The organism is Streptomyces tamarix (genome assembly GCF_032423885.1).
GTDB classification, from domain to species: Bacteria; Actinomycetota; Actinomycetes; order Streptomycetales; family Streptomycetaceae; genus Streptomyces; species Streptomyces tamarix.
In genome coordinates, this window is record NZ_JAWCTQ010000016.1 from 37,711 (window position 1) to 50,936 (window position 13,226).

The window sequence follows — 13,226 nt, forward strand, 5'->3', positions numbered from 1 at the left end:
TAATCAAACAAAAAAGCACTTTAAGTGCCTTTTAGATAAGTTATTATGACTCAAAGAAATTATTTGGTAGACCATTTCTACTTGTATCTCCAGATATTTCAGTATAAGCGAATGAAGTATCAGTTGTTTTAGAAGAGTACTCTGTTAATCTATTCATACCTACGTTGGCATACACAGAAGATTGGGCATAGTGGTCATCACCTTTACGTGATATAAGTTTTTCCCAGATGCCCTTCTTTTCGTCCTCTACATCCCTAATGACAACATTTCCCCAATGCACTATATAGGTCTGTAACTCTATATCATTCTTTTGCCAGAAGCCTAAGCGACCATTTTTTATCGATTCCATTAACGCCATATTATGTGAAAGTTTATCTAGTTTAACACTTCTGAACTTTTCATCTTGTTCTGACCATGCAGGAGCAACCTCATTACCATTAGTTGCAGATTTATTAGGGTTAAATGTGGCACCATAAACTTTTGTACGACCAAACTCATTAGCCAGCATTTTTATTTTCGTTCCAGAGTAACCTGTGTCTGCCAATATAATATCAGGATTATACTTCTTTAATGACATAACAATACTCTTGACATCAGCAGTTAAATCTTCCCCAGATACAGTCTCTTTAACGTGGAATAGGTTAATCAAATCTCTTTGACCATCCTCCTTTTCTCCCATAACTGAAATCCAGTGATATTTACCCCAATCAATACCTACTGATATGAACTTATAATCTCCTCTACCGTAGGTAATTCTTTCAGGAAGATTCTTACGTCTGTGTGTCATAACATCCTTAGGGAATATAGACAAACTGACATCTTGGTAAGGTTCTCCAAGAACATAGTTATAAAATTCTGCTTTTACCTTAGCGGTTAGTTCCTTCCTTTTTAGCTCATCTGCCGAAATCCACACAGCATTCATTTGAGAAATCATATAACCTGAGGTAGCTTTAGACTCAGGGTTATCAGCTATCCACTTACCATTAAACCATCTATCTAAATGCTTTCCACATTTTTGACAAACAAAATCAAACGTGCCATCTTCTACTTCACGTGCTAATTCGTGATAGCCATCTGGATTAATCATCTTTATGTTACCAGAATTCTCTAAGTTATCTGGGTCATAATCAGCGTATTTCATCTTGTTCCAGTAACCACAATGGGCACACTTATGTTGGTAGTGTTTTTGGTCTGAGTGGAGGAACAGGTCATGAATTCCCCAATTAGGAACTGTAGGTGTTGACCATCTACGAACGACCTTGAAGTTAGATGATGACATAGACTCAATCGCTGATTGTTCAGCAGCTTTTGGAACTCTATCATATTCATCTAGGGAAAGGTAGTCAATATCAACACCTTCAACCGCACCAGACTTAGAAGATGTACGAAAAATCATAAATGAGTTTCTTATCTTCTTTTGTTTAAGAGAATCAATATTAGGGTCTAATATATCATTATAATAACCTTGATGCAAGTTTGGGTCTAATCTAGTTTGAATGAATGACTGTAGCTGAGTTACCGTTGGAAATGTATACAGGCATTTTACTGCATCTGCTGAGTGACTGTCTGCAAACCACAACATTTCCAATACACCCACTTCAGATAGTCCCAGTTGCCTAGCTTTAATAATTACTTTATTCGGATGCTTATCCTCAATGATTTGCTTCTGCCAAGGTCTATGCGCATTAGGGTTGCCTCCCCTGCTAGTTTGAGCGAACGTCATTGGCTGACCTTTAATATGATGGTGAGCTAATCCATAAGCCGCTGGTGATAACATTGTAATTGCATACTTAATCTGTTCTGGGTTAGGCTTATCAACGTTAAATGTTTTCTTAACGATTTCTTGTAGCTGTTTCCCATCTATCTTATCTGTTTCCATTTCTTCTCCTGATATATTTAAGATTTTATTAAACTCTTAATAATTACTTAAACATAATATAAACATTACATACTATATCTATTATAACATAGCAAATCAAAAAAGAGTAGCCTTAATAGGATACTCTTAAAACTTAGTTACTATTTGCTTCTTTTTCATTTTCGCTATTCATCGCATCAGTAACACCATTGATAAGTTCTTCTGTTTCTTCTTGAGATAGACCAGAAATGTCTACCTCGTCTTCTCCCTCTTTTGCATCGGGGACAGCTTTACTAAATGCGCTCATTTCAGAACCTTTTAGTTCTGGAGTAGAATACCCACCAGAACCTGCAGAAGACGTTTGAACCAATGAAGTCATATCTCTAAAGACTACATATATTTTCTGCAAATCTGTTAGGTCATTTATAACCACCGAACCAGATTCTATTTTTTTGTTAAAGTCTCTTAATAGCTTTCCTGTTCCAGTTATAAATTCTTGTGAAACTTCCTCAAGAGATTCCTGATTAAGTTTCTTTTGTCTCTCTAGTCTATCTTTTAGACTTTCTTCTATGTTACTCATGTTCTCTATTTTCTAACCTCTTTAGGTAATTTCTTTGACAAGAATAAACATCTTTACATACATTCACATAAAGTATTCCTTTTGAGCTGTAATGGGTATATGATTTAATAACATCATAACTATTATAATGGTTATATTTAGTTAATTCACATCCACAGACTGCACATATATACTTACCTTTTGCAGAGGAGCCTCTCTTATGTGAAAGACCCTTTTTCAGTCCTAACTTTACATGTGCTCTTCTCTTTGAGAAATTAGGGATTACTTTTCTTGTCATAGATACCTAGTCTTCTTCTATAATTATCGTATTGATTGGATTGGCGATTAGCAGCTTATTAATTCCATCAGGTAATCGTTCACCAGATAAACTTATAACAGCTATTGCTTGTTCAACAACCCATGTGTAACTATTAAATTCATTATTGTAGTATATCGCAGATACAAGTGTAGTTGATATTAGCATTGCCAAATCTTCTCTCATATTATCATAATTATCTAACAATAAGTTTTCAACTTTATAGACATTTAAGAAATACTCACTATTAGCAATTATGTTCAAATATCTATTTTTGATGGTCTTAACCTCTTAACTCGTCTTTTATTATCTTAACTTTTGTCTTTAGATTCTTGACATCAACTTCTAGGTCACTTACTCTTGTACTCAATACTCTGTATGCAGGTTCGTGTATCTTATCATAAATAGTGCTAATTACTAGTGCAATAATTGAACCGCCAATTAAATACCCGAGAGTATTCGTTACCGTGACATCAAAGTGAATATAGATAATCCAAATTAAGAATGCAATTATGAATTCTATAGCGATAATCCATGCTATTTTTAGTAACAATCTTTTACGTTCTGACATTATTTAACCTCTATAAGTGTATGTTCGTTATTTAGTATATCATTACTTAATCTAAGGAAAGGTTATATATTTAACGTTCGTTTAATTCATAAGGATATACCTTATATTACCTAAGTAGGTTGATAGCCTATGTCTTTAGGGTTTTATGAGTATATTTATAACGTGGATATTGCTTCTTGCACCTATTAGTATAACACAAATACGGATGGTTATTCCTCTAATAATACAAATTTTACATAACTTTCTCTAAGGACACATGTTACAATATATGATAGGAGATTTTAATAGTGAGTGATTCTGAAAACTTTAACATCTCTGAATTTGTAGAAATGATTAACAAACAATCTAACACTGAAACTAGTGTGGCAATATCTAGGTTAGACTCTAATTTAAAAAATCTGATAGAAGACGAAAAAAATCTAGAAGAAGAGGTCAAGGAGCTAAAAAAACAGGTTGAGTCATTAGGAAAGCAACTTTCTAACGATGAGTATGAGGAATCTAGACACAAAGAAGTTAGTGAAGAGCGTTTTAAGGCTATGGATAAGGTTATCAATGATATATTAGAGGTATCAGAGAAACACCGAGCATTAATCATTCGTATAGTAGAAGGAGTAGGAATGACGAGTATCGGAACTCTTATTACTTGGCTATTTCAGTTATTATTTGGAGGAAAATAAGGTCGTATGGCTAAAAAAATAGGTAGCGTTTCTGTTTATGTGACAGAAGGCGGTAAAGAGTTAATTTACCCTGCTGAAACAAGAGACATTGTTGATAATGCCGAATCTGATTTATCTGCCAAGATAAACCAAGGAGCATCATTAATAAAGATGAAAGAATCAGAAACTGGAAAAATTGTATATGTTAGTGGTCAAACAATACTTCTTGTTTACCCAAATTACGAATAATAAAAAAGACCTATGTTATTAGGTCTTTTATTTTATCAACGTGTTACTGACCAAGCTGAGAATCCTTGTGCATTATAAACTTGTACTGCCATAGCTACTTGTTCATCTACAGACATGCCGACATATTCCCCATGCCCGAGAAGTTGGAATAGCCCTGTCGCCCCTGAAGATTGATTAACAATTTGTTCATTACCACCAGATTCACGTTGAATGATATATTCCCATGTTGCTACGCTTGTTCCAGTTTTAGATGCAATTTGCCGTGCTGCATATTCAGCACCACTTCCACCTGTAGAAGGTGTTTGAGTTTGACTATAATTTGTATTATTAGAGTAATTTACTGTTGTTGACTGTTGTGTGTTAGTGTTCTTATCTGTCGTTACATCAACATTAGTGTTATTACCTGATACTACATTTTCTGTTGCTGTAGGAATTTTATATTCTCTACCTGCAAAGATTAGGTGTGTATTTTGGTCTATTCCGTTTGCAGCCTCAATATCTTGTACTGAGACACCATAAGTTTTGGCATAGTGGGATACTGTATCTCCCCACGAAGCTTTAACAGTTGTATCTGCACTTACATCCTTCACCCCTACTGTAAGGGCTACTCCAGTTGCCAATGCAACTCCTGCTAACGATGTGATAGTTTTATTAATAACGATAATTTTTGTCCTTTCATGAGACAGATTTGTTCTGAACACTTATTTTTTAATATAAATATATCATAACATAAATATATTTCCATACAATTATCTTGACATATACAAACGATTACTAATATTACACTAGTGTTACTTAAATATACTACAGTGATTATGTTATGATTATACTATATTATATGGGAGGAACATCACGTGATATCAACTATTGTATGGGATAAAGCAAAAAAAGTTGCTGATGCTAAAGGAAAAGGAACTGATTGGGCTTTTATTGCTGACGTTTACCATTATCTTAATGAATGGAATTATCAAGTATACACACATGAAGAGACGGGCGACTATCTCATAATTGGAATAATTAATGATACTAATGTTATAACAGTTGATAAAAACAATGTCCCTGTTGTAAAAGAATTAAGTGATGTTTTGACTGAGAAAAAAGTGTTCTCGACCGAATCATACCTTGAAGATATAAACATCAAGTTACCGATTAGTGTAACAACTGAAGGTATACTGTTCTCTAAAGAACAAACGAATATAAATATACGAGTACCAAAGGAAAAGAAATGAAATTTTTTAATTGGAAAAAGAAGCCTCACTATATAGGAACTGTACAGCCTACAGACGATAACTATGCGGTTGTTATCCAAAAGGCAGAAAGAGATGCAATTAGTGCTAATAGCCTAAAAGCAGAAAGCTTATCAAAATCATATCATAAAAAGGATATTGCTTATGCATCTCAAATAAAAGCATTAGGTAGTCTTGATTTTGGTGAAGGTTATGTACCAAAATATACCAAAACAGATATGAAGAATGACCTGAGAGTTGTTCTTCGTAAAAGCGCCAATAACATTATGATTAATTCAATCATTGTTTTGAGAGGAAATCAAGCTGCTGCTTTCGCAATGCCAGCACGTTTAAAGGATGATGGAATTGGCTTTGAGGTTCATTTAAAGGACAGGTCAGCCACCCCCAATAAGAATGATATAAAACGTATGCACGATATTGAAGATTTTATCTGGAACGCTGGAGATAAGCAAGACCCCTCTTACAACTTCAGAACATGGATTAGACAAACTATTCGTGATACATTTATTTATGACCAGGCAAACTCAGAATTGACTTATAAGGGTGGTTCTGGTTCACAATTGCTAAAATTTAGAGCAATTGATGCAGGCTCTGTTTTCTTTGCAGCAGACCCTAAAACTGGAATGCCTGCTAGTGACAAGACTAATGATACATATTTTGTGCAACTAGAAGACCAAAGAATAGTTAGTGAATTCAAGCAAGATGAATTAACATTTAACTCTATGAATCCCAGAACTGATGTTAGACATTTCAGATATGGACTATCTCCTGTTGAAACCTCTCTTAACGAAATACAGTACTTTGAGATGACTGAAACCTTTAACGCTAAGTACTTCTCACAAGGTGGTACAACCATGGGTGCACTTATGATAAAGGCAGGGGCTGACCAACAAAGTGAGACTTCTCTTGAAGAATTTAGACGAGATATGTCATCTAGGTTCTCAGGGACACAAGGGTCTTGGAAAATACCTGTTTTCTCTGCGGATGATGCTAAATATATAAATATGAACCAGAGTTCAAGAGATATGGAATTCGAGAAATGGTTAAACTTTCTTATAAATGTTATCTCTTCTAACTTTGGTGTAGACCCACAAGAAATAAACTTCCCTAACAGAGGTGGTGCTACTGGTTCTAAAGGTAACTCTCTGCAAGAAGCTTCAAAAAAAGAAGGTGCCCAACTATCACAAGCTAAGGGTCTTGACCCTCTACTATCATTTATAGAAGATATTATAAACACTAACATAATTCCTAAGTTAGATGATAGATATATATTCTCATTTAAAGGTGATAGTATTTCTAGAGATATTCAGTTATTGGAAAAGACGAAGGCGGAAGTCAGTGTTAAAAAGACACTAAACGAAGTTAGACAAGAAGACAACCTACCAGAAATACCTGGTGGGGACATTCCTCTTAACGCTGTAATCGTTCAAAGATTAGGACAAATACAACAACAGAAAATGTTAGAACAGCAACAACAGCAAGCAACTACTGATGATGTTGACAATGCTACTAACAATATGGCTGATACTGGTGCTGAAGTTGCTCAGGGAATGGATGGAACAGAGACGGCTGCTGTTAAGAATGATGTCGTTGGTAAAGACGGTCAAGTAAAAAGTGAAACAAATATGAATGCTGCTAAACAAGGTGGCAAAGACAACTAGTCTAAGACCTGCCTTATTGGTAGGTCTTTTTATTATATTAGATACTGAGAATAATTAAGGATAATGATATGAACAATATGAATAAAACTGATTTTAATTTTTATGTACCACTAGATATGAAAAAGTCTATTAGTGGTGACGAACATGGACGTTACGTTCGTGGATGGGCTTCAACACCAGATGTTGATTTAACTGGTGAATCAATTGACCCAAAAGGAATAGATGCTTCATTATTCTTAGCTAATGGATATATAAATTATGAACACAGAGAAGGAAGCGAATACTGGATTGGTAAACCAACAGCACGTTCTTATGTTGACCCACAACGAGGACTGTTCGTTGAAGCTAAACTATTTGATACACCATATGCGGATGCTATGTGGGAGTTGTCAAAGAGTATAGCTAATGGTGAAGATAACCCTGGCGGAAAAGTTTTAGGTTTCAGTGTTGAAGGAAGTAAACTTAGTGATGGTCATACAATCAAAAAAGCTGTTATCACTAATGTTGCTCTTACAACAGACCCTGCCAACCCTCATGCATTATGGGAGTCTTTTATTAAATCTTTCTCAACTGGAAATGCTATCGGTGGTACTGACCAAGAAGGTGCAGCCGCTTTGAGAGCAGAATCGTTTGCGAAAGATATCAAAAACCTAGCAATGACCTTAAAAAGTTCTTCATTTGATTGGAAAGATGTTGCCAAATCATTAGATAATGATGATGGTTTTGTTTTTGACAATGGCACAGCCGCTTTACTTCTACAAATAAAAGATGGAATTAGTAAAGAAGAAGCATTAAAGAGAATTGGTTAAATTATACTAGAATATTATGTTATATTTATTGTATATTAAAGAAAGGCATAGTGTTTATGACTACGTACAGTCAAATAATTGATAATACAGCTACTGATGAAAATACTCCAGTAGTCACAGACGAAAATATAGAAAGTAACAACATGAATAATCCAAATAACAATGAACCAGAAGTAGAAGCTACTACTGTAGTTGGAACAGATGATGTTCAAGATGCACAAAGTGTAGTAGAAGATAACACCCCTACTCCTGCATCAGAAGCTCCTGCTCCTGTAAGTGAACCTGAAGTTCCAACTCCTAGTTCTGAAGCAGAACCAGTTGCTACTCCTGCATCAGAAGCTCCAACTCCTAGCTCAGAAGCTCCAGCCTCTATTGAACAGCCAAATCCAAGTAGCACACCTACTCCAGTTGAAAATCCTATTGATGATACCTTAAAAAAGTATGATGATTTTTTCCAGGAGCAACGCAAAGAAACTAATAGTCTCCGTGATGGTCTAAAGGAACTAAAAGATATGCTAACTTCATTTACCTCAGAAGCTCCTGCTCCTGTAAGTGAACCTGAAGTTCCTACTCCTAGCTCTGAAGCAGAACCAGTTGCTACTCCTGCATCAGAAGCTCCAACTCCTAGCTCAGAAGCTCCTGTTTCAGAAGTTCCTAATTCAGAAGAGACTCCAACACCTGTTGCTGTGCCTCCTGTTGATGACGTTACTCCTAGCTCTGAAGCAGAACCAGTTGCTACTCCTGCATCAGAAGCTCCAACAATTGAAGATGAATTGAGCAGTTTTGTAAGTCAGTCAAATGATATTTTCATCAGAAATGCTAAGAACTGGAATCCTGCTGAACGTTCTAATTTCCTAAGAGGAATTCACAGAGCTGAAAATAAGAGTATCACTCAAGATAATATTGATGAAATGAATAGTATCTTAACTAAGTATAATTTATAACATAAACTACTTAAATTATATAGTGTGTATATGTTATATTAACTGTGACGAATAAATATATGTTGTTTTTAATCCTGTTTTACATCGTATGATTTATTCCCCATTCTCTCTTACGGGCGAGGTCTGAGTGGTTACGTTTGTCGCCCTTAACTTTGTATATAATTTCGGAAGGAGTGCTAGATATAGTTATCTAGCCATTACGCTACAAATGACAGAATTAAAAATAGATTCATTAGCACCAGCTGCACAACAGTTGCTTAAGTCAATGTCAACTGGTTATGCTATCGGTGGTACTGACCAAGAAGGTGCAGCCGCCCTACGTATTGAAGACCTTGATAATGACATCAAGCGCTTAACTGCGACAAATGCGGACTTTACTATCTTGGGATTGATTAACCGCAAGCGTGTTACATCAACAGCTCATCAGTACCCAATCAAAGACCAAATCGGTGGTTCTATCTTCGAATCATTCGTTAGTGAACCATCACTAGCCCCTATCGAAGACCCACATTTCGCACAAAAAGTTGTTAACATGAAGTATGTCTCACAATCACGTCAGACAACAATGGCTTCATTGATTGTTAATAACATTGCTGACTTGATGGCTCAATTACAAGAAGATGCAACAATGGCTGCTGGTCTTGCAATTGAATATGGTATCTTCTACGGTGATAGTTCTCTATCTGGTGAGTCAGCTACACAAGGTCTACAGTTTGATGGACTTGCTAAGTTGATTGACCCAAAGAACGTATTGGATGCTGGTGGTGAAAGTTTGACTGAAAAGTGGTTGAACAAGGCTGCTGCCATTATTGGTGAAGCAGGTTTCGGTCGCCCAACTCACGCCTTCACAACTGTTTCAGTACAAGCTGACTTTGATAACCAACAGCTAGACCGTCAACGTGCTTTGATTAGTACACCAGAAGGTGTTGCAACTGGTTTCAACGTTCGTGTGTTCAACTCAACACGTGGAGCAATTGCTCTTGAGAACTCAACTATCATGGATGCAGCAGACAAGTTTGTTGCTAAGCCATTGTCAAAGAACTCACCAGCCCCAGCTACAGTAACGGGTGAAGTTGTTGCTAATGCTAATGGTCATTTCCAAGATAAAGATGTTGCAACTCAAAACTACCGTGTTGTTGTATGGTCAAACGCTGGTCGCTCAGCTTCAACAGATGCTTCAGCAGCACTTGACAAAGTTACATCAGCAGTTAAGTTAACAGTAAAGATTCCTTTGATTTCAGCTTCAGCACCTCAATTCGTTGAAGTGTTCCGTCAAGCTGAAGATGGTAACTACTATGCTATCACACGTCAAGGACTATACCAAGCTGAAAACGATGGTACACAGTTGACCTTAAGCATCACTGATGACAACTCACGTATCCCTGGTACTTCAGATGTGTTCGTTGGCTCACTAGAACCTCAAACAACAGAATTGCTAGAATTGCTTCCATTGTCACGTATCGAATTGCCTCAATTCACTAACACAAAAGCCTTCTCAACAATCTGGATGGGTGCATTAGCATTGTATGCTCCAAAGCGTTGGGTACGTATCACAAACGTTGCCAAGGTTCACACAAACGTTTGATATTAAAGTCAGAGAAATCTGGCTTTTTTTATTTGCTATTATATAATAAACCTCTCATAGTACCATTGTCAAGTGTTTTGGTTATATTATACCTTAGTTAAATGTTATACTCAATATGAATCTTAACAAAAAAGGAAACGAAACACGATGACACTAAAAGCAAAAAAGCATTCTAACAAAAAAATCATTACACCATTTGGTGATAAGTATATTAATGATAAAGGCGTTGTAGAAGGATTAACAGAAAGCCAAGAAAAACACTTATCTGTATTAAAAGACCTTGATTACACAGAAACACCAAAGCCTGTTAAAGAAACCAAAGAAGAAACTAAAGAAGTCACTGAGGAAAAGCCTAAACGGACTAGACGAACTAAGAAAACAATCTCAGAAGACGAAAAGAAATAAGGAGGTGATTCTCCATGGTAGGAGATATATTTTCACCATATGATGATGGAAACCCAAAAAGAATTAGCATAAATGATGTTGAAAAATATACATTTGAAAGCTATGGTTTAACATCCGAAATGGTTAAAAAGTACATGTTTGGTATTAGAATCGTAGACCCAGAAACACAAGAAGAACTTGGTGATGATTTCTACGATATATCAATTGCTAAAGCAGTTTCATACCTAGAAAAGGTATTAGATGTTCAAATACTACCAAATATAATAAATGAAACTAAGGATTTCTATCCAAGTGATTACAGTTCTAGTATGTTTCTTAAGCTAAAAAAGAGACCTGTTTTGCAAGTAGAACAACTATCTAGCTCTTATAATGGTCAACCTCTAATGGATTATCCTAGTCAGTTGTGGAAAGTTTCTTCAATTGGAGGAACAATTCAAGTAGTACCCACAATAGGTATGGGTATTATGAACTCAGTTACAGGTCAGTCTGATGCTATGTCTCTTTATGGTGGAACTATGTTAGATAATATGGGTGTTGCCAATTTTGGAATACCTTACATGGGGGCAACTACTGGTCAATCAATACCTCAATTATTTAGGGTTGGTTATGTAGCAGGAATGCTTCCTCAAAGACGATTAGGCGTTGAAGAAGATTGGGAAATGCCAACTGACTTAAAAGTTCTGGTACTAAAAGTTGCAGCTAACGATGTCTTTGAACAGTTTGGTCGTTTGATTATTGGTGCAGGTATTGCTTCTAAAGAGTTTACTATGGATGGTATATCTGAATCTATTAACACAACACAGTCAGCCGAGTATGGTGGTGCTAGTGCAGATATCAAACAACTTGAGTCAGATATAGCTAAAGGAATCAGTGCTCTTAAGGCTAGATACGGAATACGTGTTGGTGTTATTTAAGGAGAACCTAAATGTCAGTTACAGATATTGCTAAAACACATAATACAGCTAACAAAGTAAAAATATCACAGAGCAACACTGATATCTTTATGGCTGACCACGGTATAAGGGTTATATGGGAAAAATCTTTTCTATGTGCTTGTCGTGATTCAAATGGTTCTCCCAGAACTGATTGCCCTATATGTCATGGTCTTGGTTGGGGTTATTTATCTCCAGAAGATACTATGATATTGTTCCAGCAATCAAGTAGTAAATTTAACATGGATAGGTCAACACAAACGTTTTCTGGAACTGCACTTGCTACTGCATATCAAGATAATATGATGTCAGTTAGAGATAGAATAACTCTTAAAGATTCTGAAATGTCAGTATCTGTTTTAGTAAAAGTATTACCTAGACATATAAAAAATGGCATTAACTTAAAATATGATGTCGTCAGAATTCAACTAGCTCAAACAGAAAAAGATGGCGGATTGAGTTTAGATAAATACAAAATTGATTTAGAAAATAATAGATTCTATCCAACAGAAGATATGACAAATTCATATATCTCGTTTAATCTTATTGTTAGAATGAGATATTATGTTATTGATAACTTGAGAAACGGTCGTTACACATATGAAGGTGATGCTAGACTACCAGAACGTTCACAAAGAGATATTAATCTTTTACCGAACTTATATTTGATGAGAAGAGAAGATAATTTTACACCCGATATTATAGATTCTGATATAGCACCAACAATTGAAGAAGACCCAAGAAGTGCTATTAATGAATCTGCATCAGGATTCTTTACTCAGAGGTAATTATGGATATAAGAGTTGAACAACTTAGTCTTCCACTAGAATTTAGAGACCCTGTAGGTGCCTTTAAATCTATGAGAAGTAGCATAGAGAGCACAGCTACTAGTGGTCTTGCAAACACAATATCACAATTATCCTATGTTGACTTAACAGTAAAACCTAATTACATCCAAGTTCGTGATAAGCAAATGGCTCAAAAAGGAGTCACTGACCTAAAACCATATTTTGCTACTAGTCCTAAAAGAAGGGCTAAAAAAAACGGGGGTTGGTATCTTATTATCCCCATAAGAGTTAAGACAAAGGATATGACCAATAGTCAGTATTCAGAGGTTAGAAAAGCATTTTCTAATGCGACTAATAAATCAATATCAACAGCAGCAATTGATGGTTTATTCACTGGCAAGTCGTCTCCAAATACACTAAGTGCACTTTCATACAAACCAAAGTCAGATAATTTATCTAGAATTGGCTCTAAAAATAATGCTAAAAGTACTTATGTAGCTTTTAGAACAGTATCTGACAAGTCATCACCTAGCTCATGGATTATTGGTAGAGGTCAGATTAATAAAGATACTGTCTCAAAGACATTCGAAGCAGATTTAGATAGAGCAGTTAGGTACTACTTGAGGCAACAAGAAAGGAACTAAGA

The 13,226-nt window shown here is 35.7% G+C and carries 15 protein-coding genes; 11 read left to right on the forward strand and 4 right to left on the reverse strand.

What is annotated here, in order from left to right:
• Positions 1-43: 43 nt before the first annotated feature.
• From RND61_RS14965 to RND61_RS14975, 3 genes are all read right to left on the reverse strand, one after another.
• A complete protein-coding gene (locus tag RND61_RS14965) occupies positions 44-1,879 on the reverse strand; it encodes a phage terminase large subunit family protein (protein ID WP_315878438.1) in 1,836 nt (611 codons plus the stop codon).
• Positions 1,880-2,012: 133 nt separating this feature from the next.
• Positions 2,013-2,438 (reverse strand): hypothetical protein, encoded by a 426-nt coding sequence (locus RND61_RS14970; RefSeq protein WP_315878439.1) that lies wholly within the window; start codon positions 2,436-2,438, stop codon positions 2,013-2,015.
• 283 nt (positions 2,439-2,721) lie between these two features.
• Positions 2,722-2,997, reverse strand: a complete 276-nt coding sequence (locus RND61_RS14975; RefSeq protein ID WP_315878440.1) for a hypothetical protein — start codon at positions 2,995-2,997, stop codon at positions 2,722-2,724.
• Positions 2,998-3,591: 594 nt separating this feature from the next.
• Here RND61_RS14975 and RND61_RS14980 point away from each other — a divergent pair.
• Together RND61_RS14980 and RND61_RS14985 are read left to right on the forward strand one after the other, a co-directional pair.
• On the forward strand, positions 3,592-3,981 hold the full coding sequence (locus tag RND61_RS14980; RefSeq protein ID WP_315878441.1) for a hypothetical protein: 390 nt from the start codon (positions 3,592-3,594) through the stop codon (positions 3,979-3,981).
• A 6-nt stretch (positions 3,982-3,987) separates the two neighbouring features.
• A complete protein-coding gene (locus RND61_RS14985) occupies positions 3,988-4,209 on the forward strand; it encodes a hypothetical protein (protein ID WP_315878442.1) in 222 nt (73 codons plus the stop codon).
• 35 nt (positions 4,210-4,244) lie between these two features.
• Here the strand turns inward: RND61_RS14985 and RND61_RS14990 are convergent, their stop codons facing one another.
• The gene (locus RND61_RS14990) at positions 4,245-4,910 is read right to left on the reverse strand and encodes a LysM peptidoglycan-binding domain-containing protein (protein ID WP_315878443.1); all 666 of its coding nucleotides are present in this window, start codon (positions 4,908-4,910) and stop codon (positions 4,245-4,247) included.
• A 153-nt stretch (positions 4,911-5,063) separates the two neighbouring features.
• On the opposite strand from RND61_RS14990, the gene RND61_RS14995 reads away from it, so the two are divergent.
• The 9 genes from RND61_RS14995 (at position 5,064) to RND61_RS15035 (ending at position 13,224) form a co-directional block, all read left to right on the forward strand.
• Positions 5,064-5,438, forward strand: a complete 375-nt coding sequence (locus tag RND61_RS14995) for a hypothetical protein (protein ID WP_315878444.1) — start codon at positions 5,064-5,066, stop codon at positions 5,436-5,438.
• The gene (locus RND61_RS15000; RefSeq protein WP_315878445.1) at positions 5,435-7,117 is read left to right on the forward strand and encodes a phage portal protein; all 1,683 of its coding nucleotides are present in this window, start codon (positions 5,435-5,437) and stop codon (positions 7,115-7,117) included. The genes RND61_RS14995 and RND61_RS15000 overlap by 4 nt, the downstream gene beginning before the upstream one ends.
• A 68-nt stretch (positions 7,118-7,185) precedes the next feature.
• Positions 7,186-7,926, forward strand: coding sequence for a hypothetical protein (locus RND61_RS15005; RefSeq protein WP_315878446.1), 741 nt, complete (start codon positions 7,186-7,188; stop codon positions 7,924-7,926).
• 56 nt (positions 7,927-7,982) lie between these two features.
• The gene (locus RND61_RS15010; RefSeq protein ID WP_315878447.1) at positions 7,983-8,870 is read left to right on the forward strand and encodes a hypothetical protein; all 888 of its coding nucleotides are present in this window, start codon (positions 7,983-7,985) and stop codon (positions 8,868-8,870) included.
• A 208-nt stretch (positions 8,871-9,078) separates the two neighbouring features.
• Positions 9,079-10,455 (forward strand): capsid protein, encoded by a 1,377-nt coding sequence (locus RND61_RS15015; RefSeq protein WP_315878448.1) that lies wholly within the window; start codon positions 9,079-9,081, stop codon positions 10,453-10,455.
• A 147-nt stretch (positions 10,456-10,602) separates the two neighbouring features.
• A complete protein-coding gene (locus RND61_RS15020; RefSeq protein ID WP_315878449.1) occupies positions 10,603-10,860 on the forward strand; it encodes a DUF7349 domain-containing protein in 258 nt (85 codons plus the stop codon).
• Between the two features lie 14 nt (positions 10,861-10,874).
• On the forward strand, positions 10,875-11,774 hold the full coding sequence (locus RND61_RS15025) for a hypothetical protein (RefSeq protein ID WP_315878450.1): 900 nt from the start codon (positions 10,875-10,877) through the stop codon (positions 11,772-11,774).
• Between the two features lie 11 nt (positions 11,775-11,785).
• Positions 11,786-12,580: a hypothetical protein gene (locus tag RND61_RS15030; protein ID WP_315878451.1), complete on the forward strand. Its 795-nt coding sequence runs from the start codon at positions 11,786-11,788 to the stop codon at positions 12,578-12,580.
• Positions 12,581-12,651: 71 nt separating this feature from the next.
• The gene (locus tag RND61_RS15035; protein ID WP_315878452.1) at positions 12,652-13,224 is read left to right on the forward strand and encodes a hypothetical protein; all 573 of its coding nucleotides are present in this window, start codon (positions 12,652-12,654) and stop codon (positions 13,222-13,224) included.
• Positions 13,225-13,226 lie beyond the last annotated feature (2 nt).

Coding starts and splice junctions, on each gene's coding strand:
- RND61_RS15020 (WP_315878449.1), top strand. CDS start 10,603: ATGACACTAAAAGCAAAAAAGCATTCTAACAAAAAAATCATTACACCA.
- RND61_RS14965 (WP_315878438.1), bottom strand. CDS start 1,879: ATGGAAACAGATAAGATAGATGGGAAACAGCTACAAGAAATCGTTAAG.
- RND61_RS15035 (WP_315878452.1), top strand. CDS start 12,652: ATGAGAAGTAGCATAGAGAGCACAGCTACTAGTGGTCTTGCAAACACA.
- RND61_RS15000 (WP_315878445.1), top strand. CDS start 5,435: ATGAAATTTTTTAATTGGAAAAAGAAGCCTCACTATATAGGAACTGTA.
- RND61_RS15015 (WP_315878448.1), top strand. CDS start 9,079: ATGACAGAATTAAAAATAGATTCATTAGCACCAGCTGCACAACAGTTG.
- RND61_RS15025 (WP_315878450.1), top strand. CDS start 10,875: ATGGTAGGAGATATATTTTCACCATATGATGATGGAAACCCAAAAAGA.
- RND61_RS14985 (WP_315878442.1), top strand. CDS start 3,988: ATGGCTAAAAAAATAGGTAGCGTTTCTGTTTATGTGACAGAAGGCGGT.
- RND61_RS14970 (WP_315878439.1), bottom strand. CDS start 2,438: ATGAGTAACATAGAAGAAAGTCTAAAAGATAGACTAGAGAGACAAAAG.
- RND61_RS15030 (WP_315878451.1), top strand. CDS start 11,786: ATGTCAGTTACAGATATTGCTAAAACACATAATACAGCTAACAAAGTA.
- RND61_RS15005 (WP_315878446.1), top strand. CDS start 7,186: ATGAACAATATGAATAAAACTGATTTTAATTTTTATGTACCACTAGAT.
- RND61_RS15010 (WP_315878447.1), top strand. CDS start 7,983: ATGACTACGTACAGTCAAATAATTGATAATACAGCTACTGATGAAAAT.